Source organism: Polaribacter sp. (assembly GCF_036480315.1).
In the GTDB taxonomy this organism is placed as follows: domain Bacteria; phylum Bacteroidota; class Bacteroidia; order Flavobacteriales; family Flavobacteriaceae; genus Polaribacter.
Genome location: NZ_JAZGGG010000041.1, coordinates 1 through 22834 on the forward strand (window position 1 = coordinate 1; position 22834 = coordinate 22834).

At 30.0% G+C, this 22834-nt stretch carries 27 protein-coding genes and 1 pseudogene; 11 read left to right on the forward strand and 17 right to left on the reverse strand.

The genetic code is table 11. The annotated features are described in order from the left end of the window. Positions 1 to 112: pseudogene (locus V3V28_RS08515) on the forward strand (IS982 family transposase); the annotation flags it as partial. Here V3V28_RS08515 and ribD read toward each other — a convergent pair. Next, positions 92 to 1171 (reverse strand): bifunctional diaminohydroxyphosphoribosylaminopyrimidine deaminase/5-amino-6-(5-phosphoribosylamino)uracil reductase RibD, encoded by a 1080-nt coding sequence (gene ribD, locus V3V28_RS08520; protein WP_331364601.1) that lies wholly within the window; start codon positions 1169 to 1171, stop codon positions 92 to 94. The pseudogene V3V28_RS08515 and the gene ribD overlap by 21 nt on opposite strands. A 29-nt stretch (positions 1172 to 1200) precedes the next feature. Then, entirely contained in the window at positions 1201 to 1659 is a 459-nt protein-coding gene (locus V3V28_RS08525) for an LEA type 2 family protein (protein WP_331364602.1), read from the reverse strand. A 51-nt stretch (positions 1660 to 1710) separates the two neighbouring features. Here V3V28_RS08525 and V3V28_RS08530 point away from each other — a divergent pair, with 51 nt between their 5' ends. From V3V28_RS08530 to V3V28_RS08575, 10 genes are all read left to right on the forward strand, one after another. Continuing rightward, positions 1711 to 2202 (forward strand): GNAT family N-acetyltransferase, encoded by a 492-nt coding sequence (locus V3V28_RS08530; RefSeq protein ID WP_331364603.1) that lies wholly within the window; start codon positions 1711 to 1713, stop codon positions 2200 to 2202. An 18-nt stretch (positions 2203 to 2220) separates the two neighbouring features. Further along, positions 2221 to 3123 carry a peptide chain release factor N(5)-glutamine methyltransferase gene (gene prmC / locus V3V28_RS08535; RefSeq protein ID WP_331364604.1) on the forward strand — a complete coding sequence of 301 codons (903 nt, stop codon included), beginning with the start codon at positions 2221 to 2223 and terminating at the stop codon, positions 3121 to 3123. A 13-nt stretch (positions 3124 to 3136) separates the two neighbouring features. Next, positions 3137 to 4693: an NAD(P)/FAD-dependent oxidoreductase gene (locus V3V28_RS08540; protein WP_331364605.1), complete on the forward strand. Its 1557-nt coding sequence runs from the start codon at positions 3137 to 3139 to the stop codon at positions 4691 to 4693. Between the two features lie 27 nt (positions 4694 to 4720). Further along, a complete protein-coding gene (locus V3V28_RS08545; protein ID WP_331364606.1) occupies positions 4721 to 5926 on the forward strand; it encodes an esterase/lipase family protein in 1206 nt (401 codons plus the stop codon). A 152-nt stretch (positions 5927 to 6078) separates the two neighbouring features. Beyond that, positions 6079 to 6846 carry a hypothetical protein gene (locus V3V28_RS08550; RefSeq protein ID WP_331364607.1) on the forward strand — a complete coding sequence of 256 codons (768 nt, stop codon included), beginning with the start codon at positions 6079 to 6081 and terminating at the stop codon, positions 6844 to 6846. A gap of 193 nt (positions 6847 to 7039) precedes the next feature. Further along, positions 7040 to 7720 (forward strand): tRNA (guanosine(37)-N1)-methyltransferase TrmD, encoded by a 681-nt coding sequence (trmD, locus tag V3V28_RS08555; protein WP_331364608.1) that lies wholly within the window; start codon positions 7040 to 7042, stop codon positions 7718 to 7720. Beyond that, entirely contained in the window at positions 7713 to 9191 is a 1479-nt protein-coding gene (locus V3V28_RS08560; protein WP_331364609.1) for a glycosyltransferase family 39 protein, read from the forward strand. The genes trmD and V3V28_RS08560 overlap by 8 nt, the downstream gene beginning before the upstream one ends. A gap of 110 nt (positions 9192 to 9301) precedes the next feature. Continuing rightward, positions 9302 to 9652, forward strand: coding sequence for a 50S ribosomal protein L19 (gene rplS, locus V3V28_RS08565; RefSeq protein ID WP_088354144.1), 351 nt, complete (start codon positions 9302 to 9304; stop codon positions 9650 to 9652). Positions 9653 to 9965: 313 nt separating this feature from the next. Then, the gene (locus V3V28_RS08570) at positions 9966 to 10139 is read left to right on the forward strand and encodes a hypothetical protein (RefSeq protein WP_331364610.1); all 174 of its coding nucleotides are present in this window, start codon (positions 9966 to 9968) and stop codon (positions 10137 to 10139) included. Positions 10140 to 10389: 250 nt separating this feature from the next. Further along, positions 10390 to 12612: an NADP-dependent isocitrate dehydrogenase gene (locus V3V28_RS08575; RefSeq protein WP_331364611.1), complete on the forward strand. Its 2223-nt coding sequence runs from the start codon at positions 10390 to 10392 to the stop codon at positions 12610 to 12612. A gap of 173 nt (positions 12613 to 12785) precedes the next feature. Here the strand turns inward: V3V28_RS08575 and V3V28_RS08580 are convergent, their stop codons facing one another. The 15 genes from V3V28_RS08580 to V3V28_RS08650 form a co-directional block, all read right to left on the reverse strand. Then, positions 12786 to 13631 carry a DNA adenine methylase gene (locus tag V3V28_RS08580; protein WP_331364612.1) on the reverse strand — a complete coding sequence of 282 codons (846 nt, stop codon included), beginning with the start codon at positions 13629 to 13631 and terminating at the stop codon, positions 12786 to 12788. 188 nt (positions 13632 to 13819) lie between these two features. Then, complete coding sequence (locus V3V28_RS08585; RefSeq protein ID WP_331364613.1) at positions 13820 to 14590, reverse strand: hypothetical protein; 771 nt, start codon at positions 14588 to 14590, stop codon at positions 13820 to 13822. Position 14591: 1 nt separating this feature from the next. Next, positions 14592 to 15074, reverse strand: coding sequence for a hypothetical protein (locus V3V28_RS08590; RefSeq protein WP_331364614.1), 483 nt, complete (start codon positions 15072 to 15074; stop codon positions 14592 to 14594). Next, positions 15074 to 15922: a hypothetical protein gene (locus V3V28_RS08595; RefSeq protein ID WP_331364615.1), complete on the reverse strand. Its 849-nt coding sequence runs from the start codon at positions 15920 to 15922 to the stop codon at positions 15074 to 15076. Before V3V28_RS08595 ends, V3V28_RS08590 begins: the two co-directional genes overlap by 1 nt. A gap of 1 nt (position 15923) precedes the next feature. Then, positions 15924 to 17993 (reverse strand): hypothetical protein, encoded by a 2070-nt coding sequence (locus tag V3V28_RS08600; protein WP_331364616.1) that lies wholly within the window; start codon positions 17991 to 17993, stop codon positions 15924 to 15926. Between the two features lie 3 nt (positions 17994 to 17996). Further along, positions 17997 to 18284: a hypothetical protein gene (locus V3V28_RS08605; RefSeq protein ID WP_331364617.1), complete on the reverse strand. Its 288-nt coding sequence runs from the start codon at positions 18282 to 18284 to the stop codon at positions 17997 to 17999. After that, positions 18262 to 18696: a hypothetical protein gene (locus V3V28_RS08610; RefSeq protein ID WP_331364618.1), complete on the reverse strand. Its 435-nt coding sequence runs from the start codon at positions 18694 to 18696 to the stop codon at positions 18262 to 18264. The genes V3V28_RS08605 and V3V28_RS08610 overlap by 23 nt, the downstream gene beginning before the upstream one ends. After that, entirely contained in the window at positions 18696 to 18983 is a 288-nt protein-coding gene (locus tag V3V28_RS08615) for a hypothetical protein (protein WP_331364619.1), read from the reverse strand. The genes V3V28_RS08610 and V3V28_RS08615 overlap by 1 nt, the downstream gene beginning before the upstream one ends. Beyond that, the gene (locus V3V28_RS08620) at positions 18983 to 19165 is read right to left on the reverse strand and encodes a hypothetical protein (protein WP_331364620.1); all 183 of its coding nucleotides are present in this window, start codon (positions 19163 to 19165) and stop codon (positions 18983 to 18985) included. Before V3V28_RS08620 ends, V3V28_RS08615 begins: the two co-directional genes overlap by 1 nt. Next, on the reverse strand, positions 19165 to 19674 hold the full coding sequence (locus V3V28_RS08625; protein ID WP_331364621.1) for a hypothetical protein: 510 nt from the start codon (positions 19672 to 19674) through the stop codon (positions 19165 to 19167). The genes V3V28_RS08620 and V3V28_RS08625 overlap by 1 nt, the downstream gene beginning before the upstream one ends. After that, positions 19675 to 20175 carry a hypothetical protein gene (locus tag V3V28_RS08630; protein WP_331364622.1) on the reverse strand — a complete coding sequence of 167 codons (501 nt, stop codon included), beginning with the start codon at positions 20173 to 20175 and terminating at the stop codon, positions 19675 to 19677. It abuts the gene before it with no gap. Continuing rightward, on the reverse strand, positions 20172 to 20732 hold the full coding sequence (locus tag V3V28_RS08635) for an N-acetylmuramidase family protein (protein WP_331364623.1): 561 nt from the start codon (positions 20730 to 20732) through the stop codon (positions 20172 to 20174). The genes V3V28_RS08630 and V3V28_RS08635 overlap by 4 nt, the downstream gene beginning before the upstream one ends. Next, positions 20729 to 21721, reverse strand: a complete 993-nt coding sequence (locus tag V3V28_RS08640; RefSeq protein WP_331364624.1) for a hypothetical protein — start codon at positions 21719 to 21721, stop codon at positions 20729 to 20731. Before V3V28_RS08640 ends, V3V28_RS08635 begins: the two co-directional genes overlap by 4 nt. After that, entirely contained in the window at positions 21721 to 22389 is a 669-nt protein-coding gene (locus V3V28_RS08645; protein ID WP_331364625.1) for a DUF6046 domain-containing protein, read from the reverse strand. The genes V3V28_RS08640 and V3V28_RS08645 overlap by 1 nt, the downstream gene beginning before the upstream one ends. 124 nt (positions 22390 to 22513) lie before the next feature. Continuing rightward, the gene (locus V3V28_RS08650; protein ID WP_331364626.1) at positions 22514 to 22834 is read right to left on the reverse strand and encodes a hypothetical protein; all 321 of its coding nucleotides are present in this window, start codon (positions 22832 to 22834) and stop codon (positions 22514 to 22516) included.

Consider the following 22834-nt stretch of genomic DNA (forward strand, 5'->3'; position numbering starts at 1 on the left):
AGGTTTTAAGACTAGAATACTCTCAAAATTAACCTCATTAACAATTATTCAATTCATTAATAAGTTTACTTTTGATAGAAATATTAACAACTTAAAAATTAGTATTATTTAAATGCACAACGGGTTCATTCTTATATATTTTTAAAACATCATTTATAATGTTTATTTCTGAAGCAACTTCAGCATTTAAAATAGGTGCTTTTATTCCTTTCTTAAAATTGTTATCACCAATAAAAACATTTGCTTCATCCCAAAGATTTTCATCAATAAAAGTTTGTAATGTTTGTGTACCACCTTCAACAATTAAAGATTGAATATTCTGTTTTTGTAAAACGGCACAAACCTGTTCTGCAACATTTTTATTAAAATCAATTTCTTCAAAAATTAAATTTTCTTTTGATTTTTGATTCTTGTTTCTTTTTTTAATCATCACAACTGTTTTTACACTTCCGTCTAAAATATTACTATTTTCAGGAATACGCATAGTGCTATCTAGTACAATTCTTATTGGGTTTTTACCAAACCAACTTCTAACATTAAGTTTAGGGTTATCTGCCAAAACAGTGTTTGTTCCTACTAAAATCGCGTGTTCTTTACTTCTTAATTTGTGCACTAATTGTTGAGAATATTTATTAGAAATAAAAACTGGTTTGTTTTCATTTTTTGATATTGGTGCAATAAAACCATCTTTGGTTTCTGCCCATTTTAAGATTATAAATGGTCGTTTTTTTTCTTGAACGGTAAAAAATCGTTTATGATGATTTCTACATTCATTCTCTAAAACACCAACTACAACTTCAATATTTGCATTCTTTAAACGTTCAATTCCTTTACCAGTAACTAGACTATTAGAATCTACACAACCAATAACTACTTTCTTAAATTGGTGTTTTACTAGTAAATCTGCGCAAGGTGGTGTTTTACCAAAATGTGCACAAGGTTCTAGTGTAACATAAATGGTAGCTTCTTTTAAAAGTGCTTTATTTTTAACCAAATTTACTGCATTTACTTCCGCATGATTATCGCCATATTTAGATGTAAAACCTTCTCCTATAACTTTATTATCAAAAACAATTACAGCTCCTACAGAAGGATTTGGACGTGAAGTGCCAATTCCATTTTTAGCTATTTGTAAACAGCGTTGTATGTAGAATTCGTGCTTGTTATTCATTTTTATTGAGAAACTTAATGAAAAATAATTTAAAACTTTATTTCCTGTACTTGATCTATTGGATAGACTCTAGAAAAACCTAAAACTTTATATTTTAAATCTCCTTTAAACTGCACTTTAATCGATTTATTTAAAAGAGAATTTAGTAAACCTCCCAAGATTCCGCCTTTATTATTATCAAATACTTTTTTTGCAGGAATTACAACATTTAAAGGAATTACAAATTCGTTTCTAGCGGGTACTTTAAATTCCTCTGAATAAACTTGCGCCACTTCTGCCCCATTTACGATTACTTTTATTTCATCTGTTGAAATTTTTCCACCAACATCATTTGGGTTTTCAAAAAAGGCTTCTGCTTTTAAACGAATTGTATCTCCACTAAAAGAAGTTACTTTTACATTATCTACCTTAATAAAAACAGGCTGTTTATTTACAGAACAACTTGCAATCAGTAAAAGTAAAACACTAAAATATACTAGATTTTTCATCAAAAAAAATTAAAAATTAGGTAACTTGCTGCTGCAAAAATACAGTAATAAATGACAAGTAAAGATTTTATCATTAGAGAAATTGAGCCAACAGACAATACACAATTAGCAAAGGTCATTAGAAGTGTTATTTTAGAAATGGGCGCGCCTAAAACCGGTACTGCTTATGAAGATAAAGCTACAGACCAAATGTTTGAAACCTATCAAAAAGAGAAAGCTGTTTATTTTGTAGTTGAACACAATAATAAAATTGTTGGCGGTGCAGGAATTGCACAGTTAGACAATTCTGAAGATAATACTTGCGAGCTTCAAAAAATGTATTTTTTACCCATTACTAGAGGAAAAGGTTTGGGCACAAAATTGATTTCTAAATGTTTAGAGAAAGCAAAAGAATTGGGTTTTGAAAATTGTTATTTAGAAACGCTCCCTTACATGAAATCTGCTGTAAAATTGTACAAAAAATATGGTTTTTCTGATTTAGAGAAACCTTTAGGAAATACACAACATTATTCTTGTAATGTATGGATGATTAAAAAAATATAAGAGAAAAGACAAAACTTAATGACTTTAAAAAATTTTAAGGAAGAATTTTCTATCCTACTTTCAGAAATTTACCCAAAAACAGAAATAGATAGTTTTTTCTTTATCATAATTGAAGAAAAACTAAAATTAAAAAGAATTGACACCGTTTTAGAACCTAATTTTTTAATTACTGATGACATTCTTTCTGAATTAAAAAGCATAATTAAAAGACTTCAAAAAGAAGAGCCACTTCAATATATTTTAGGGAATACCGAATTTTATGGATTTCCTTTTTGGGTTGATAAAAACACACTTATTCCAAGACCGGAAACCGAAGAATTGGTTGAGTGGATTTTAGATGAAGTTGTAAAGTTGCAAAGTTGCAAAGTCTCAAAGTCTCAAACTAGTGTTTCTTCGAAAGTAGAAAAAAAGTCTTTAAATATTCTTGATATTGGAACTGGAAGCGGTTGCATACCAATATCATTAGCAAAAAACATTTCTAGTGCTAAAATTTCTGCAATAGATGTTTCTAAAGAAGCTTTAAAAGTTGCAAAACAGAATGCCAAATTAAATAATGTTGACGTCAATTTTATAGAAATGGATATTTTAAAAGCTATAGAATTATCGCAAAAATTTGACATTATTATTTCAAACCCACCTTATGTTAGAGAACTTGAAAAGGTAGAAATTAAAAAAAATGTCCTCGAAAATGAACCTCATCTTGCGCTGTTTGTTGATAACGAAAACCCTTTGTTATTCTATAAAAAAATTGCTGATTTGGCAAAACAACATCTTTCTAAAAATGGATTGTTATTTTTTGAAATTAATCAATACTTGGCAGATGAAACTATTACTATGCTTCAACAAAAAGGCTTCTTAAATATAGAATTACGTAAAGATTTGTTTGGAAACGACAGAATGATAAAAGCCTCGATAATTTAATTACTTTTGCAACATGATTAAAGAAATTCAACTTCGAGTAAATTTAATAGAAGAACGTAAAGAAAATATTCTCTTATACAAAGTATCTAAAAAATTAGACATTCCTAAAAGTGAAATTTCTGCAGTAAAAATATTGCGTAAATCTATTGATGCTCGTAAAAAAGACATCATCTTTAATTATAAAGTTGCTGTTTACATTAACGAACAAGTTTCCGAAAAATCTGATTATATTTTTGAATATAAAGACGTTTCTAAAGCAAAAGAAATTCATATTATTGGTTTTGGTCCTGCTGGAATGTATGCCGCTCTTCGTTGTATAGAATTAGGCTACAAGCCTGTGGTTTTAGAACGCGGAAAAAATGTACAAGACAGAAGACGAGATTTAAAAGCAATAAATCAAGATCATTTTGTAAACGAAGATTCTAACTATTGTTTTGGTGAAGGTGGTGCCGGAACGTATTCAGATGGAAAATTGTATACACGTTCTTTAAAACGTGGAGATGTTAGAAGAATCTTTGAAAACCTAGTTTTTCACGGAGCAACAGGTCAAATATTAGTCGACGCACATCCTCATATTGGAACCAATAAACTTCCAAAAATTATTGAGAATATTCGTGAAAACATTTTAAAGTTCGGGGGTGAAATTCATTTTGATAGTAGAGTCACAGATTTTAAAATAAAGAACAATAAACTACAAGCAATTCAACTTCAAAATGGAACAGAAATGACTGTGAATTCAGTTATTTTGGCTACAGGTCATTCAGCTAGAGATATATACGAATTGTTGCATAAAAAAGAAATAGCATTAAAAGCAAAGTCTTTTGCAATGGGGGTTCGTGTAGAGCATCCACAAGAAATTATAGATCAAATTCAATACCATTGTTCTGGCGAAAGAGATGAACTTTTACCAGCAGCAGCATATAGTTTAGTACATCAAGTTAATGAAAGAGGTGTGTATTCTTTTTGTATGTGTCCTGGCGGATTTATTGTGCCTGCAGCAACTGCAAATGGTGAAGTTGTTGTAAACGGAATGTCACCAAGTAGAAGAAATAATAAGTTTGCTAATTCTGGTATTGTTGTAGAATTAGATATTGATAAAGATTTTAAGAAATATGAACAATTTGGTCCTTTAAAAGGATTAGAGTTTCAAAAAGATTTAGAAAAAATTGCTTTTTTCGCAGGAGGAAGAACACAAACCGCACCAGCACAAAGGTTGGTGGATTTTGTTGATGGAAAATTATCATCAGATTTAAATGAAACTTCTTATCAACCCGGATTAAAATCGGCTCCACTACACTCGCTTTTACCAAAAATTATTGGAAGTAGATTACGAAAGGGTTTTGCTGCATTCGGACAAAAAATGCATGGTTACCATACTAATGAAGCCAATATTATTGGAGTTGAATCTAGAACTTCATCACCAGTAAACATACCAAGAAAAGACAATTTAGAACACCCAGAAATAGAAGGTTTATTTCCTTGTGGAGAAGGTGGCGGTTATGCTGGCGGAATTGTTTCTGCTGCAATGGATGGCGAACGTTGTGCAGAAGCCGCAATTGCAAAGTTTTAAAATTGTAAAATTTTTAAGATATTTTACATGTCAGAAAAAGGGAAAAACAAATCAGAATTACAAGGTCTCATTCATTTAATTATGGATGCAACAATTGGTGTAACAGATTTGGTTGAAGCGGTGCACAAACAAGTAATCCAACCTCCTTTTTTACCTTCAACAACCATTCAAAAACTGATTACTAATATTGTTGGGGTTACTTATAATAATATTAGATGGAGCACTTTATTTATAGGTGATAATTTGAATAAAGTTGTCGCACACATTACTCCTTTAGTTAGCAAAATTAAACCTTCGGATAAAAAAGAAATAATAGCTTCTGTTTTAAATGGCGTTATTGGTGATTATCTAGAAAAAAAGAAAAACCCTTTAAAGATTAACATGCAATTTCGTCATCAATCTAAAGCGATAAAAATTGATAAAAAAAACATACAGAAAAGCTACCCAAACGTAACTGGTAAAATTCTATTAATGATTCATGGTTCTTGTATGAGTGACATTCAATGGACGCGAAATAACCATAATCATGGTACTATTTTATCCGAAGAACTAAACAAAACACTTATTTACTTAAATTATAATAGTGGTAGACATATTTCCACAAACGGAAAAGAATTAAATACTTTATTAGAAAATCTAATAAAAAATTGGCCGGTTCCTATTGAAGAACTCGTTATTGTAGCACATAGTATGGGGGGGTTAGTAACCAGAAGTGCTATCTATTACGGAGAAAAACAACAACTAAATTGGCAAAAACATCTTAAAAAAGTTGCTTTTTTAGGAACTCCGCACCATGGTTCTCCTATAGAACGAATAGGCAATTATTTAGATATTATTCTTAAAACCATTCCTTATGCAAGACCTTTTGCTAAATTAGCTAAAATTAGAAGTGCCGGCGTTACAGATTTAAGGTATGGAAATTTAGTTGATGAAGATTGGCTAAATAAAGATAGATTCGAATTAAAAAAAGATAACAGACAAAACATTTCATTACAAAAAAATATTGCTTTTTTTAATATTGTAGCAGTTACCTGTAAAGAAACAAATACTAAATCAATTCATCTATTAGGAGATACTTTAGTAAACGTAAAAAGTGCTTTAGGACAACACAAAAACGCTAATAAAAACTTACTCTTTAAAAAAGAAAATATTTGGATTGCCTATGAAAGCAACCATTTAGATTTATTAAGTAATCCAAAAATATTGGATAAGTTAAAAACTTGGTTGGGGTAATATATTTGACTTAACTTTAATAGAATTTACAAAAGTAATTTGGTTTGTCTCTAAACTTAAATTCGGCTAACTTCGCTAACTATGAATATAAGTCATTAAAACGACATCATATTCGTATTAACGTTGTACACAATTTGCGAACTCAACCATAAATGAATAAATATCAAGCAAATAGAATTTTAGGAGCAATATTAATTCCTGACAAAGAAATTGAACGTTATGATAAAGAACTTGGTTTTTTCAAAATAAAATTCTCAAAAGAGACTATAAAAGAATACAAGGGAAATTTTGATAAAAAACAGAATATCCCCTTAACAAAAAGTCATAGTAAGGAATCGTTTAAAAGTTTTGAATTAAGTAATTCTTTTCTAATTTCTGACAACAACAAGAGTTCAATTCCAGAATCTTATAAAAACTATCCAATCGGAACTTGGTTGGTTGAATATACATTTATCGACGAAGAAGAATTTCTGAATTTAATATCATCTGACTTAATTGGGTTTAGTGTCGAATTAGAATATTCTATTACAGATGAAAATGGAAAAACTCATCATCTGAAAGATAATTTTGAGCGGATGAATAAATTATCTGAATTACTATCAATTAATATCTTCATTCGTGGAGGAAGTACTGGTGGAGCAGGAAGAAATGAACACGGAGAGGCTCATTTTGAAATTCATCAAAAAAATAGTAATAAAAATATTGGTAAAATATTTATGCCAAAATTAAATCGTTGGTCAGAATTAAATTTTAAAGAGAAATTATCACTTTTAACAATTGAAAAAGGTGCAGATATACCTAAAAGAGAAAAAAAAGCATTTGTCAAGTGGTTAGAAAAAAATGAAAACGAAAATCTTAAACGTTGCTATAATGAATGGAACAGAATAAATAAAGATAATAATCAAGCAATATTAATATAAAAAACTGTGTACAACAACGTGTATAAAAAATTGCTAAATTAGCGCTTAAACAAAGGTAGTTGCATTTTTGTTACGTCTGATTTTCCTACGGAAAATCCTCGCACACAAAACCGCAACTATTCATACACAAACCGTTAGCGAATTCTTCCAAAAACCCTATTTTAAAATTACCTAAAAACCCTACATTTGCAAAATGCGAATAGATATTATTTCAGTAGCACCCGCTTTATTAGAAAGTCCGTTTAATCACTCAATTATTAAACGTGCAAAAGAAAAAGGTTTGGCAGAAATTGTAATTCACGATTTACGTGAATATGGTTTAGGAAACTACAAACAAATAGATGATACACAATTTGGTGGTGGTGCAGGAATGGTTATGATGATTGAGCCTATTGCAAACTGTATTAAAAAACTGCAATTAGAGCGTGATTACGATGAGGTTATTTATATGACTCCAGACGCCAAAACATTAAACCAATCTACCGCAAATACACTCTCATTAAGAGAAAATATTCTAATTTTAACAGGGCATTATAAAGGTGTAGATCACAGAATTAGAGAATTATTTATCACCAAAGAAATCTCAATTGGAGATTACGTTTTAACAGGTGGCGAATTGGCAGCTGCCGTTTTAGTAGATGCAGTTGTACGTTTAATTCCGGGTGTAATTGGTGATGAGCAATCTGCGTTAACAGATTCTTTTCAAGATAATTTATTATCGCCACCAGTATATACAAGACCTTCAGATTATGAAGGAAATAAAGTGCCAGAAATATTATTGTCTGGTAATTTTCCTAAAATTGATGATTGGAGAAGCGACCAAGCTTATAAAAGAACAGAAGAAATTAGACCAGATTTATTAGACAATGAATAAATTCTTAACGCTTATAAAAAACAACAAAGCCGTTTCTTGGGTTTTAGGATTTCAACTCTTTAGGTTGTTATTACTTCCTTTTATGGGCTTAATGCCACAAGACGCATATTACTATTTATATGGTCAAAATTTATCTTTATCTTATTTCGATCATCCAGGAATGATTGGTTACATTTTAAGGTTATTTACAGATATTTTTGGGCAATCTATTTTTGTTGTAAAATTTGCTGATTTTGTTATTACATCATTAACCATTTTAAGTTTCTATAAATTAGCTTCCTATTTTTTATCAAAACAAAAACTACAAAGATCAATTGTTTTATTAGCTTCTACCATTTTTATTTCCATTTTATCATTTAATTCTACGCCAGATGTTCCGTTATTATTATTCTGGACCTTGAGTTTAATTTGTTTGTATAAAGCAATTTTTGAAGAAAAAAAGGTTTTTTTTATTCTAGGCGGAATTGCAATGGGTTTGGCTTTTAATAGCAAATACACCGCTTTATTATTACAAATAGGATTAATAGCATTTGTTGTTTTTTCAAACAAATACAGAAAATTATTACTTTCTCCGTGGTTTTGGCTTTCCTTAATTATATCAATTGCAGTAACGTTTCCTGTTTGGTATTGGAACTATCAAAATGAATTTGCATCGTTTGCTTTTCAATCTTCAGAAAGAACAAGCTCTATAAGTAAGTTCGAAATTTCTCCTAAAAATTTCTTTGGTGCAATTGGGCATCAAATGTTTTTGTTATTGCCTATTTTATTTTTAGTGATGATTACCTTCACTTTTAAATATTTTAAAAGAGCATTGCTAAAGTTTAAAATTCCACAAGCCAAGACTTTATTCTTATTAGCTTTTTTTGTTCCCACTTTTGTTGGCTTTTTTAGCATTACGCCTATTTATTGGGTAAAATTAAACTGGATGATGCCTTCTTATATTACAGGAATCATTTTAGCAGGAATGTTCATCAATAAGAAATTATTGAAAATTCAAATTATATTTTCAATAGTATTTCATGTACTTTTTAGTTTGCAAATTCTGTTTTATTTAGCGCCAATTAAAAGTGACGACACTTGGGTTGGTTGGAAAGAATTAGCTTTAGAGGCTGAAAAACTACAAGAAAAGTACACAGATACTTTTGTGTTTTCTAATGACAATTATAAAACATCTGCTTGTTTAAACTTTTTTATGAATGATAAAGTATATGCGCAAAACATTATCGGTTTACCAGCTTTACATTTCGATTATTTAGGCGATGATTTATCAACCTTAAAAGGACAAAACGCCATTTTTATAGATTCAGACAAACCATTTAAGGATAATAAAAAATTAGGAAATATAGATTCTTTATTAACAAATCACTTTAAAGAAGTTGTAGAACTAACGCCAATTATCATAAAAATTAATAATAAAGAGCGTAGAAAATTCTGGGTTTTCTATTGTACTGATTATCAACCAAAAAAATAATTGAATTTAGTTTTATCAACTAAAAAAAAGTGCTATTTTTGCAACCGCTAAATTAACCTCTGACGAAGAAATCGTGAACGTTGCTTTACAAAAAATAATAAATATTAAATATGGAAGCTTTAATAAAATTTGTACAAGACGAATTTGTAACAAAAAAAGAATTTGCAGAATTTGCAGCTGGTGATACAATTACTGTATACTACGAAATTAAAGAGGGTGAAAAAGTAAGAACTCAGTTTTTTAGAGGAGTTGTTATACAAAGAAGAGGAACTGGTCTTTCTGAAACTTTTACAATCAGAAAAATGTCTGGTACTGTAGGTGTTGAAAGAATTTTTCCAGTAAACTTACCTTCTATTCAAAAAATTGAAGTAAACAAAAGAGGTAAAGTTCGTAGAGCTAGAATCTTTTACTTTAGAGGTCTTACTGGTAAAAAAGCTAGAATTACTGAAAAAAGAAGATAACCTCTTCCAAATAAAAATACAAAAAGGCGTTGTGAATTTTCACAACGCCTTTTTTAATGAACAATTGTTAACAAGACTGGTTAACATCATGTTGATTACTAAACTGTTAAAAACTTTGTAAGTATTAAAATCAGTTTTATATTTACAATAGAATTTACATTTTAATTGAACTTAAAGTCTTCAAAAACTAATAAAATTATCAAGTAAATACATAAAGTAACGTTCTTTATATATTGTTTATCACAAAAAGTAAGTTGACTCTTTTTTTGTTTGTAAAAACACAAGAAGAAAATCAAAGTAAGAATTGTAAATTATGAAAATAATAAACCTTTCTGAAAAAGTTTATTTTAATGATGACAATCGAAATATTGATAAAAATTTTAATAAAGTATTATACTTCTTTAAAATTAACAATGTTTCAACAATTGAAATAGTCAGTATAATTTCTGTAAAAAGAAATATAAGTGTATTCTTATATGTTTTGTAGTAATACAAAATCGTTTAAAAACTATTTCAAAGAAGCCATATCAATGCAATAAAATGCTTGATATGGCTTTTATTTTTAATATTTACGAAATCGATTTCAAATATTATTAATACTGCAAAAAATCCTACCAATTAATGGCATTTTACCAATACTAAACTCAACTAAAATTCTTAAATTTGCTAGCTTTCAAAACTTATTTTTCGTTTAGAAAGTAAATAAGAATATTTCAACTACTTAAAATACAATTTACATGAGTAAAATAGCTAAAATCGTATATACTAAAACTGATGAAGCTCCTGCTTTAGCAACACGTTCTTTTTTACCAATCGTTAAAACTTTTACCAAAACTTCTAATATAGAAATTGAGGTAAAAGATATCTCTTTAGCTTCAAGAATTCTAGCTAATTTTTCTGATTTCTTAACAGATGATCAAAAAGTAGAAGATGCTTTAGAAGAATTAGGAAAACTGGCTAAACAGCCAGAAGCTAACATCATAAAGTTACCAAACATTAGTGCTTCTGTACCTCAACTAAAAGAGGCTATTGAAGAATTACAAGCTTTAGGATATGCACTTCCAGATTTTCCAGAGGAAACAAAAACAGATGAAGATAAGGCTATTTTAACACGTTATAATAAAGTAAAGGGTTCCGCAGTAAATCCTGTTTTACGTGAGGGAAACTCTGATAGAAGAGCTCCAAAAGCAGTAAAAAATTATGCCCGTAAGAATCCGCATTCTATGGGGAAATGGAGTTCAGACTCTAAAACACATGTGGCAACGATGACTGCTGGAGATTTTGCAAACAATGAAAAATCTGTAACAGTATCTAAAGCAACTTCTGTTAACATACAGTTTGTTGATGCTAATAAAAACAGTACTCTTTTAAAGAAAGGCATTCAGTTATTAGAAGGAGAAATTATTGATGCATCAGTAATGAGTAAAAAAGCATTACTAGCTTTTTTAGAAACTGAAATTGCAGATGCAGGAGCAAAAAACATATTGTTGTCATTACACATGAAAGCAACAATGATGAAAGTTTCTGACCCAATTATTTTTGGTCATGCAGTAAGAATATTTTTTAAAGATTTATTTGTTAAACACGCAGCAACTTTTGAAGAAATTGGTGTTAATGTAAATAATGGATTTGGAAATTTATTAAGCAACCTTGATGAAGTTTCTAATGAAAAAAGAGAAGAAATTTTAGCTGACATTGATGCTATTTACGCTAAAAACCCAGATTTAGCAATGGTAAATTCTGACAAAGGGATTACCAATCTTCATGTTCCTTCAGATGTAATTATTGATGCTTCTATGCCAGCAATGATTAGAACTTCTGGACAAATGTGGAACAAAGAAGGTAAATTACAAGATACTAAAGCAATAATACCAGATAGTTCTTATGCTGGTATTTATACAGCAACAATCGATTTTTGTAAAAAACATGGTGCATTTGATCCAACAACAATGGGAACGGTTCCTAATGTTGGTTTAATGGCTCAAAAAGCAGAAGAATATGGTTCTCATGATAAAACTTTTGAAATTGCTAGTGATGGTAAAGTTCAGGTTATTGATGAAAACGGAACTGTTTTAACTGAACACAATGTTGAAGCTGGTGACATTTGGAGAATGTGTCAAGCAAAAGATGCTCCTATTCAAGACTGGGTAAAGTTAGCTGTAACTAGAGCAAGAGCTTCTAAAACTCCTGCTGTTTTCTGGTTAGACGAGAACAGAGCACATGATGCTGAAATCATTAAAAAAGTAAATACTTATCTACCAAATCATGATACTTCTGGTTTAGATATTAGAATTTTATCTCCATTAGCTGCAACAGAATTTACATTAGAGAGAATTATAAAAGGTGAAGACACAATTTCTGTTTCTGGAAACGTGTTAAGAGATTACTTAACAGATTTATTTCCAATTTTAGAATTGGGAACTTCTGCAAAAATGTTATCAGTTGTACCTTTAATGAATGGTGGTGGTTTATTTGAAACTGGTGCAGGTGGTTCTGCTCCAAAACATGTTCAGCAATTTGTAAAAGAAAATCATTTACGTTGGGACTCTTTAGGTGAATTTTTAGCATTAGCTGTTTCTTTAGAACATTTAGGAAACACAAACAACAATTCTAAAGCTTTAATATTAGCTGAAACTTTAGACAACGCTACAGATACCTTTTTAGATAATGATAAATCTCCATCTAGAAAAGTTGGTGAATTAGACAATAGAGGTTCTCATTTCTATTTAGCACTGTATTGGGCTGAAGAGTTAGCAAATCAAAATAAAGATGCAGAATTAAAAGCTGAATTTTCAAAAATTGCTACAGATTTAAAAGAAAATGAAACTTCTATAATTTCTGGATTAAATGAAATACAAGGAAACCCGGTAAATATTGCAGGTTATTATCAACCAAAAGAAGCTTTAGTTGGTGCTGCAATGAGACCAAATAAAATTTTAAATACTATTTTAGATTCTTAAAATAATATTTACACAATAATTTTTAAAAGCTGATGTTCTAACATCAGCTTTTTTTATGACCTTAAGATAATCGGCGAAACCAAAAATACATTTTTTAATGGCAATGAAAACGAATAGTTAATTAAAATTTGAACGCCATTTAAAAGCTATTTAAACAGCGTTCAAATTACTATTTAATAAGTAGTTGTTTGAGTCCATTTAAACAGCATAATATCAGTATATGTTGCGTTGTGATTCATACTTGCCTTGTATTCTTTTTTTGCAGCATTTTCAAAAGGATTTAAACCTCCAGTGTAATCACTAATCCATTCGCACAATTCTATGATACTAGACTTGTTAGATGTGAAATAAAAATAGTTTTGATTCTGCAATGTCTTTAAAACATCTAAATAATCCTTCAGTTTCCAATAACCATCACTACTATAAGTTGAGCAGTCTGTTGATAAATATGGCGGATCTATTAAAAACACAACATTCTCGACATCTTTGTACTTCTCAAATACTTTCTTATAATCTGTAGAAACAACCTCAATATCATCAAGATAATCCTTAGCTGTTGGGTAATTGTTTATTTTTACTTTATTGTATAAAGTTTCCTTTTCAAGTTCCTGAATAGAACTGACATATTTCATAGAGAACAATAAAGAACTCGACAAAGTAATAAAATCTATAAAGCCAGATTCTTGCTTTATTCTATTAATTATTTTTTCTTTTATCTCTTTTGGCACTATCTTTTTTCGTTCAATACCATCCACCAAAACCCTTAAATCTTGGAGTATTTTGTTTGTTTTTGATATTGTTTTCAAACGTTTTCTATAATTATCAAAATCATTATAAACTACTTTTGCTGTAGGATGCACGTCTTTTGCTGCTCTAGAAAGCAAACCACTACCTCCAAATAAATCTACATATAGTGGTGGTGCAACTTTAGAATGTAATTCTTCTTTAAAATGTTTGATAAAATTCCTTTTTTGACCTACAAAAGGCAAAGGAGCTGTGTTATAAAATTTACTTTTCATTTAATCTATTTACTGTATTTATATTTAATTAACTTACTTATCTTTGCTATACCACACCTAAAAAACATATAAACCCGAAAGCACAGAAGACATTGTCCTCCGTAGCTTTCGGGTTCTTGTTTAAAAAGGTGTGGTAACTAATTTAAAACGGAGGACTTTTTTAAACCTATCCCACCAAAGGTTTTTTTCTATATTCCTATAAATTGTATTGCTACAACTGCATAAGATAGCGGTGTAATATCTAGCGGAGTATTGTTTGCTCCAAAATCATCTAATTTTATTTCTTTTGTTTTTCTAGGATAAGAATGGTTATCTCCTTGTGCTATATTACTTGCTGCTGAATCTGGCCAACCAGTACCAACTTCTCCTCCGAATAAACCAGAAGACACTTTTGGTAAGTTAGCAGCTGCAATTACTTTAGTTTTAGAACCGACTGTATTGCCAACAGCATGATCTCCACCTGCAACTACAAAAAACTTATCTATTAAATTATCAGTAGTATTTGTGCCATCTGCAACAAACCAACCTGTACCTGCTAATTCTGCATTGGTAATGTTTCTACCAATTATTTTAATTTCTTTTAATTCTGGAGCGTTGATGTAAAATCTATTCAAATCAGAAAAAGGAAAAGTTTCTAAACCATCATCTCCAAAGGCAATGATATCTTCATAGTATGCAGGCGCATCTACTTGACTTTCATTCGGTCTATCGATTGCAACTCTTTTTGTGGTTACAGTTGCTTGAGTAACACCACCAACAAAAGAATAGATCTTACCATTGTAAGTAATTATTCCGTTTGTGTGATTTGCAGCATCAACTGTAACACCAGAGATTATTGCTTTATTTCCTACCAATGATAAAATAGCAACATCTCGTTGCGCTATCATTTCGCCAATTGTTTTATGATATTCATTGTCGACAATAAATCCGCCAACTGCTATTTCTGCTATATGTTTCATTCTAAATTAATTTTATTACAAAATGTTTGTCTTTGTCTGCATAATATCTAACCAACGTATTTAATTGTGTTAAATCACTTGATATTAAACCAACAACAGTTGGAATACATACTTCAAAATCTGAAGAAAATTCAGCAACTTCATCTTGGGAATACGTTACAAATGGAGTTGCTAATGCTTCTCGATTTTCACTTCTATAGAAACTATAATTTTGACGTTTCCGTTGTCCTTCAATAATTAGAATTCGCCTTTCAATGATATCAAACTTATCATTTAAAACTTTTTCTACTTTACCAATTCGGCTATCGTGCTGTAGTTTGTAAATAGTGGTGCTTCTGTACTTTCTTAATTGCTGAAGCATTAACACAAAAGGTGTTACTAACACCTTTACAAATGCAATATGTCTTGGTTTTCGCCATTGTACTGGCATTAGCTGAACAGCCAATGCGTAAAAGTCGATTTTAAAAACGTTGTCATGCAGCATTACTCTTTTATTAAATAGTTAATTTTTAAATTTTCTTCAGTTAAATCATAATAACCAGATCTTGCTGTGTAACGTTCTGTAATTGTTTCCCAACTTGCAGGAGTTTGGTAAGAAGCTTCAGCATTTACAATTCTTACAGCTTCAGATTCGATTCCGTCTACTTTCTGAATAGCATTTACTAGTTGAGATAAAACTATTTCGCCATCGAACTTAAAATTTTTATCAGCTAAAAAAGTAGTAATTGAATCTGCAACTGGCGTGTTCGATGTACCGTCTATTCTAACACCATCTGATGATAAAATTGTATTATCGATATAAACATCTAATTCTATTCTTAAATCATCTGCTTTGTCTGAAAAGTATTCAATTTGCACCGCATTTGAGTTTACAAATACATAGTTTTCTATCCTGGTTAATGTTGCCTCATCTATTTTTGTAAGTTTTCCGTTAGCATCTTCTGTGGCTATTTTAACAAATAAGCTTAATCTATTCTCTATCTTTAATGCTTGTACTGCCACACGTTTTATAATTTGTGCAGCTGCTATTTCATTAGCTGTGTAATCATCTGAATATTCAAGAGCAGATCTACTAAAAGTGTGTCCATCTCTGTATGCAAAAAGGATAGTTCTGTAATAATCAATATTGGTTATTTTTTGAGCCTTAATTAATGCTTGAATTTCAGTTTTATGAAGTGTAAATAGTTCTTTTAAACTATTAGCTACAAAGCCAACAATATAAAACCATTGACTCCATATAGAAACTTTAGAGGAGCTATCTAATGATGTTAACTCTGGTAGGCTTTCTTTTTGAGCTATTTGTTTCTCTTTATATTCTTGAATGTTACTCATTTTATTTTATTCTTATAAAATTATTTAAAACAACTATACCAATAAAATCGTCAGAATTTACAATAGCTAACTCTCCATTAATAATTCCAATCTTATCATTAATTGCTGTACCAACTAAATTAGTGTCCGAAATAGCTAAATAATTACCAGACACAAATCTTTTAACTTTTCCAAGCTCTCCTGCAGGTGTGTCTTCAAATCGAATTCCATATACCAAGTTTGAAACAGTTACTGAATTTGAAAATCGAAAACAACCACCAGAACCGCTATAATTTAGATAGACAGCCTCTCCTCTTAATTGAGTTGTGCCATTTCTATTCCGTAATTCTTCCACATCATCTAAAAAATGATATGTGTATTGATTTGGTGTTGTATGCTCAATATATACTGGTACTTTAGAGTTTCCTCCTCCAGACAACTTCCAATCTATACCTGCTCCTGGTGACTCTTCATATAAACGAATTCCATTATTAATTGTAGAACCTCTTACAATTATTTCATCATTTTGTCCACTACCTACTGAACCAAAAGCGATTGAATTATAACCCTCTTTTGATTCAAAATCACAATCCTCAATAATAATTTTTGAAGGTTTAGCAAAATTCACATTATTATGACATGAAAAAGCTGCACCTTCATCATCTGTATATGCTTTAACACGCCTTAACGTCATAACCATACCTGAACGTGTTCCTGCTCCAATTGCTTGTGTATAACCTTCCTTACCTATTTTGTTGGCAGCACAATCTTCATATAATCTCCATGCATTAACTTTGTCAGATCCTATATCATCATGCACAGCATACCTAATATTTTTACCTGTTGGAAGAATACCTTTAAATCCGCCACTGTAAATGAAATTTAAGCCTGAAACACGTTCTCTTGTGGTTTCATCATATGTTGCTAAATCTAATTCAGCATGAATGTGACAATAAAAATTACCTGTTTTATTGACTAAAACAACATTGTGAGGAATATTCAATCCTTTAAATAAAGGATTGAATATTTCTGCAGATGTAAAATAATCTAACAGACAATTAGCAACATCTACATATATCCAAACTTCATATTGTACAGATTCATCTGTACAACTTTCTAATGCTGTACGTAAATTTTGATATTCATAAGACAAATCTGTTGGATGAAAAGTTTTTACAACTTTAAAAAATGGAGCTAACATTTTTTGTAAGTTGGGATTTAAATATTGATTAGAAAGAGTTTTTGAAAAAGGTATAAAACCACCTCTTTCTGTCCCTTCATTTAATTGATATTGATAACCCAATCTGTTTACTGCAATAGTAAATTCTGCTTTTACAATATCTGCACCTGTATTAATAGTTACTGAATTAACACCTCCAGCATGTCCAGAAACCCAACCATCAGAAGCGTTTTTAAAAGCCATTTGCTGTAAATTACTAACTCCACTTGGATTATTTTCTCCTTGATTTGAAAAAATATAATCCTTATTTGGTTTTAAACCTTCTACAGTAACAATTATAAAATCTTCATTAAAAGTATGCACACCAGTATTCCACTTAACATAATGACTTGGTTTGTGGTTATTGATATCAAAAATATTTTTACTTTGTATTAAATTAGGTTTATCAATTAAAGCTTTTGCAACACCAAAACCACTAACACCTCTAGTAGTATTATTGGCATCAACTTTTTGATCTACTATATCATCTCCTTTGTAAAAAGATGTTCCATCAAATCCCCATACTCCATTATTTGAAATCTCTAAATCATCTTTTAAAACATAATAACCTTTTGTAATGTCTCCTGTTAAGGCTAATAATTCTGCCTTTGTTTTTACAAATATCCAACCGCTAACGGCATTGGTATTTAACTCAGTAATTAAAGTGTCTAAAAATTCTGAATTATAGACAGTTTTTGTAGTATCATCTGAAAAAGTTATAGTTAATTTATCATTTACATCAGTAATTGTTTTTACAATCTTACCTTCAGTTTTATGAAAAAAACTATCTAAAATATTACTAATTTGATTTAAAACACTTTCATCTGTTGTTTCTAAATAACCTAATATTGTTGCTTTGCTAACTTCTGCCATTTCTTATTTTTTAAATGCTCTAAACACTTTTTTCCAAAATGTTAATTCTAATTCTGTTTTTTGCTCCTCTGTTAATGCCGTTGCAGGCAACACATTATTTGCAGTGTAATACCTTATTATATCTTCATCAATATCAACTGTATCTGGAATTACAATTGTAGTTCCTGGTGCAATTAGTTCTGTTGGTACTAGATTGTTTGCTACTGCAATTTTTAACAGATTTTCTGCTTTACCTGTTCTTTGTATTGCAATATCTAATAGCGTTTGATTATTTAGTATTGTTACTTGCATCTTTTAGAGCTTCCTTTAATAATTTATTTTCAGATTCCTTTTCTCTAACTTCTCTTTTTAATGAAATAATGAATTTATTTTTTAGCTTTATTTCATCTTCCAATAACTTTGATTTTCGTTGATAAGAATTGTCTAAATGCTTAATTTCATCTGAAAGCATTTGTACTTTCTTTTCCCAGAGCTTTTCCATCTCTAGATACTTTAACTCATATTTAATAGGTAAATCTTCTAATGCATCTTTATATTGACCTATAATAATCGATGCGTTATTAATCTCTTTTGTTTCAGCATCAGCTTGAACTCCTTTTGTAACTGCTTTGTTTTTTTTACGCTCAAAAATAAATGCAAAAATTCCTCCTGCTCCAAATAGATAGCCTAGTAGTAATGGTAAATTTTCTTGTATGAAATTCATTATACTTTTATGTTTAAATTTTCAAAACCTTCAGATAAATCAATAGTTGGATTTTCATACCCAACATTCTGCAATTGTACTATTAGATCTCTTTTAAATTCGTTCTCTTTTTTTATTCCCTTCAGATATTTTATAGCACCAAAACCAACTAAAGGAAATTCTTTAAATTCTCCTGCAGATGAATTAAAAACATCTATTACATGTTGCTGATCACTTTCTTCAATCACAAAGTCGCCATCAACTATTTTTAAGTCGCCATTTTCGTCAAGTGCTATATCTTTATTCATTATTGTATTGTTAAATTATGAGTATCTGCTCTACTATCAACACCAACTGCATTACCAGTCTTAACATATCTATCAATTGCATTTGCCATTTGTGTAGCAATAGCATCAATATTACTTTCTTTATCCGCATTGTTAAAAATGCTTTTCAAATCAGTTACTAATGTTGCTTTATCTAATGCCATTACTTCAATACTTTTAATAAATCTTCAATTATTTCAGTAGTACTATCTTCAATTTCTACAAGCTTTGCAACATCAGGACTTGCACCAATTGCAACAACTACTTTTTGCAATACTTTATTCACTTCATTTTGGTTGTTTAAACCACTTTCTAAAACATCTTTTAAATTAATATCTTCAGTTTTTATTTTAAAACCATCTTTATCAATTTCAAATTCTGAAGAATCGATTGTAACTTCTACTTTATCAATTTCACTACAAGCAATTAACAGAGCTTCAGAAATATCGCTTTCTATAATTCCACATAAAACAACACTTCCTTTTTTTGGTGTTACCTTAAATTGGTTTTGAACTGCTGTTAAAACACTATTAAAACGAACGTCCAGAAGTGGAGGCATTCCTTCACGTTCAACATCTATTGAATCTTGATTTACTTCAGAAACAATTCCTGAAGTAATAATCATCTTTTCGTGTTTATTTAATAGTGATAAAAAAGCAGTTTCAAAACTCATTTATTTTCTTAATTTTAAAAATAATGCTAAAGCAATTCCTATAAGAAGTAACCACGCCCATTTAGGTGTTTTCACTTTTACTTCTTTTAATTTTACTTTCTCTTTATAGCTGCTATTTAAAGCGATGCTATCTTGCTTAAATTTATATTCATATTTAGATTTGTAAACCTGAATAATACTATCTGTATTTGCTTCTAAATAAATAGTGTTATCTATGGTTCTAATTTTAATATTCGTTTTACCTAATTGCGTTTGCAATTCTGCTATCTTAATATTACCAAGACTATCACATACATTTCTTAAAATTAAATCGGTTTTTGAAGCTGGAGTAATTTCAGTCCTGGTGTTTATTATTGTACTATCTTTTTTAATAAAATTATAGACAATACTATCCTTTTGAATGATGTTTGTTTCACGCTCTTTTTTCACTGTTTTTGTTAATAAACCACAGCCTATAAAAGAGCCAAATATTAGGATGTAGATTAAAATTAATTTTTTCATGATGTGTGTTTTTTATAAGCTTTTGCTAATTTTTCGTCATATTTATTTTTTCTGAATCCAGAACCATTATAGAAATAAGCAAATTTTGCCCAATCTTTATTTCTTAATTCATCGTCAATTCTTCTTGAGATAATGAAGTTTACAAATGCTTCTAATTGCTTTCCTTCACTTTTATACATTGCATTTACAAATTGCTGAACATTGTCAAACCCACATTTGTCATAGTTAAATCCCATAATTTGAAACTTGCCCCAACTTGCAGATTTAAGAGCAGCATCACGATCTAACTGAACCGCTTTATCTAATCGCTTGTGCTGATTTTGATTATAGAAAGTTCGTATCCATTTTGGGTAACTTATATTTCTATTTAAATAATTTGTAAACCTTCCATTTGTTAACCTATGAAACCAATGACCTTCAAATAAAATTTTTGGTGAACCATCTTTATTGAAACCACCTCCAGCACTTTCAACTTCAGCAACGGCTTTAATGGTTGCAACATCGCAACCAATAATAATGGCAGCAACGGAGTAATCGTTTTCTTGTAGTATTTTCATAATTTTAAACTTAATTTATTGATGCGTTTAAACCCATCTGTACTATTAAACTTCTTTATAACTTCTTCAATGAGATACTTCCCATTACGCTCACTATTTTTATAGTTTGGGTCTGTAATATCTACAGACTCTCCTGCTTTAGTTCTTGGCAATCCCCAAGTAGGAATACTACCTTGATAACCATCAAAATTCAAACTCTTGTAATTCTTTTCAGCCAACAATTTTAACTCACTTAAAGTTTTATTTGTAAAATGAAGTGTTCTTTGCGCTCCATCTTTATCACCAAAATCACTGGTTAATCTTGCACCATTTTTATTTATTGAAATTGCCTTCAGTAATATTTTAAAATCTTCTTTTCTCACAAATTTTAAATCATTACTCTGAGCTCTAACATTTCTATTAATGTTAATTTCATGAACAGCTTGTGGAATTAAACTAATTGGAAAACCAACCTGAAGAATTTTACCTACGAATCGAGAATGTAAACCGTAATCCTTTCTTAAAGTTTCTAGAGTTCTGTAAGCTGATGCATTGTTAATAGTGAACTTTCCAAGCTTTATATCATCAATAACATCATACTTATAATTAGGAGCAATTGTTTTTAAAAGTTGTAATAATGAAACAGATCTAAATGTTTTAGAAAAATTACTTTTTCTTAATTGAAACATCTCGTCTTCACATTCAATTACTAAAGGAATATCTGCAGACACTTTACTTACATAACCAGTGAATTCAGTTTCTAATTTACCATCATAACCTAATTTGATTATTACTGGGTCATTTACTTTTATGAATTTTAAAATGTTTTGATTTGCAAACTTTTCAGTTTTACCACCTATTGAAGCAGCCAAATATTCACGAGGTATTACTACAGTGGCTACATCCGCTAACTTTTTTATACTTTCAGTAATTGAAATACTATTTACATAGTCTATCATAACGTTACCAATAGTAACTCTACAACTCATATTATAATAAAGGTATCTCATTATAGATTAGGTTTTAACAATGTAAATCCAACTGGCCTAATAGCTCTAGCTGTTAATACAAATTGAATAGTATCCTCAAATCCTTGTACACCATTTATTTCAATCGATTTAAAATAAACACTCCATATATCTTTGTCAAAGAACTGTGTTCCATAAACATCAACAACTCCATTGTGCTCAAAAAAACGATTTAACTCGCTCACTTTATTCTCTGGGTATTGGTGGTTTTCTAGATCAATTAAAAGGCCTCTTATTCTCAGATCATATTGTCTAGTGCTCCAATGTTCAACCACTTCATCTGCAGTACCATTAATATCTGTAATAATGTGTTTTTTATCTCGAGAGAAACTCACAATTGGTGGTGGAGCTAAAATATTTTCGTTTTCACTATTTGAAATAAAAGGCACAGAACCAAATGCTATCTTCTGATCTCCATAAGAAAAAGACATTTCTTCAAAATCTACTTTAGACTTTTCATAAAATTCAAGATTGTATTTATTATTCTCTTTAGCAACAGTAACTGCATTCGGTTGGTTAGATGTTGCTAACGTTCCGAATGCAGCTGCATATCTTTCAGATAAATTGATTGTTACTTGAGTCATTTTAAATTTTCTTTCATTTGTTGACCCAGAACCCCCGAATCTGCTAAAAACTTTACCTGTGCCCATTTTAGAGACCACTCAACATCACTTAATTTTTCAGGAAAAGGAATGTGTAAAAAATGGCTTAAATAGGCATCAACTTTAAAAATGCCATCCTTTTTTCCAGAGTAATGTAAGCCAGAGCAGTCTTCTAGAACTTTTTTATTCTACCTTCCCCCATTGGTACTAATTCGGCTAATACATTTAAAGTAGTATTAAACATAAAATCATTTGCTTCTATCTGCTCTCTGTTTGTTAGAATACAACCTCTAACTAAAATTTCTGAAGCTTTTTTAGGGTTTGCATCACTCCATTTTTGAAACTGCCCAAATACCGTTCTAGTTGGTACAATTGCAACAACCTCTATAAATTCAGTTTGAGATTCAGTAGTTGGAATTTCTAACATTCTTAAATTACCTTCACCGTGTTTTTTTATTAGAGCATCTCTTTGCTCTTTTGTCATTTTACTCAT

What these genes read in the sequence shown, in the direction of transcription:
- prmC (WP_331364604.1), top strand. Translation starts at nt 2,221, where the DNA reads ATGACTTTAAAAAATTTTAAGGAAGAATTTTCTATCCTACTTTCAGAA.
- V3V28_RS08525 (WP_331364602.1), bottom strand. Translation starts at nt 1,659, where the DNA reads ATGAAAAATCTAGTATATTTTAGTGTTTTACTTTTACTGATTGCAAGT.
- V3V28_RS08640 (WP_331364624.1), bottom strand. Translation starts at nt 21,721, where the DNA reads ATGAGATACCTTTATTATAATATGAGTTGTAGAGTTACTATTGGTAAC.
- V3V28_RS08570 (WP_331364610.1), top strand. Translation starts at nt 9,966, where the DNA reads ATGAAAATAATAAACCTTTCTGAAAAAGTTTATTTTAATGATGACAAT.
- rplS (WP_088354144.1), top strand. Translation starts at nt 9,302, where the DNA reads ATGGAAGCTTTAATAAAATTTGTACAAGACGAATTTGTAACAAAAAAA.
- V3V28_RS08620 (WP_331364620.1), bottom strand. Translation starts at nt 19,165, where the DNA reads ATGGCATTAGATAAAGCAACATTAGTAACTGATTTGAAAAGCATTTTT.
- V3V28_RS08615 (WP_331364619.1), bottom strand. Translation starts at nt 18,983, where the DNA reads ATGAATAAAGATATAGCACTTGACGAAAATGGCGACTTAAAAATAGTT.
- V3V28_RS08580 (WP_331364612.1), bottom strand. Translation starts at nt 13,631, where the DNA reads ATGAAAAGTAAATTTTATAACACAGCTCCTTTGCCTTTTGTAGGTCAA.
- V3V28_RS08600 (WP_331364616.1), bottom strand. Translation starts at nt 17,993, where the DNA reads ATGGCAGAAGTTAGCAAAGCAACAATATTAGGTTATTTAGAAACAACA.
- V3V28_RS08575 (WP_331364611.1), top strand. Translation starts at nt 10,390, where the DNA reads ATGAGTAAAATAGCTAAAATCGTATATACTAAAACTGATGAAGCTCCT.
- V3V28_RS08650 (WP_331364626.1), bottom strand. Translation starts at nt 22,834, where the DNA reads ATGAGTAAAATGACAAAAGAGCAAAGAGATGCTCTAATAAAAAAACAC.
- V3V28_RS08585 (WP_331364613.1), bottom strand. Translation starts at nt 14,590, where the DNA reads ATGAAACATATAGCAGAAATAGCAGTTGGCGGATTTATTGTCGACAAT.
- V3V28_RS08550 (WP_331364607.1), top strand. Translation starts at nt 6,079, where the DNA reads ATGAATAAATATCAAGCAAATAGAATTTTAGGAGCAATATTAATTCCT.
- V3V28_RS08590 (WP_331364614.1), bottom strand. Translation starts at nt 15,074, where the DNA reads ATGCTGCATGACAACGTTTTTAAAATCGACTTTTACGCATTGGCTGTT.
- V3V28_RS08610 (WP_331364618.1), bottom strand. Translation starts at nt 18,696, where the DNA reads ATGAATTTCATACAAGAAAATTTACCATTACTACTAGGCTATCTATTT.
- trmD (WP_331364608.1), top strand. Translation starts at nt 7,040, where the DNA reads ATGCGAATAGATATTATTTCAGTAGCACCCGCTTTATTAGAAAGTCCG.
- V3V28_RS08560 (WP_331364609.1), top strand. Translation starts at nt 7,713, where the DNA reads ATGAATAAATTCTTAACGCTTATAAAAAACAACAAAGCCGTTTCTTGG.
- V3V28_RS08625 (WP_331364621.1), bottom strand. Translation starts at nt 19,674, where the DNA reads ATGAGTTTTGAAACTGCTTTTTTATCACTATTAAATAAACACGAAAAG.
- V3V28_RS08545 (WP_331364606.1), top strand. Translation starts at nt 4,721, where the DNA reads ATGTCAGAAAAAGGGAAAAACAAATCAGAATTACAAGGTCTCATTCAT.
- V3V28_RS08540 (WP_331364605.1), top strand. Translation starts at nt 3,137, where the DNA reads ATGATTAAAGAAATTCAACTTCGAGTAAATTTAATAGAAGAACGTAAA.
- V3V28_RS08595 (WP_331364615.1), bottom strand. Translation starts at nt 15,922, where the DNA reads ATGAGTAACATTCAAGAATATAAAGAGAAACAAATAGCTCAAAAAGAA.
- V3V28_RS08530 (WP_331364603.1), top strand. Translation starts at nt 1,711, where the DNA reads ATGACAAGTAAAGATTTTATCATTAGAGAAATTGAGCCAACAGACAAT.
- V3V28_RS08645 (WP_331364625.1), bottom strand. Translation starts at nt 22,389, where the DNA reads ATGGGCACAGGTAAAGTTTTTAGCAGATTCGGGGGTTCTGGGTCAACA.
- ribD (WP_331364601.1), bottom strand. Translation starts at nt 1,171, where the DNA reads ATGAATAACAAGCACGAATTCTACATACAACGCTGTTTACAAATAGCT.
- V3V28_RS08605 (WP_331364617.1), bottom strand. Translation starts at nt 18,284, where the DNA reads ATGCAAGTAACAATACTAAATAATCAAACGCTATTAGATATTGCAATA.
- V3V28_RS08630 (WP_331364622.1), bottom strand. Translation starts at nt 20,175, where the DNA reads ATGAAAAAATTAATTTTAATCTACATCCTAATATTTGGCTCTTTTATA.
- V3V28_RS08635 (WP_331364623.1), bottom strand. Translation starts at nt 20,732, where the DNA reads ATGAAAATACTACAAGAAAACGATTACTCCGTTGCTGCCATTATTATT.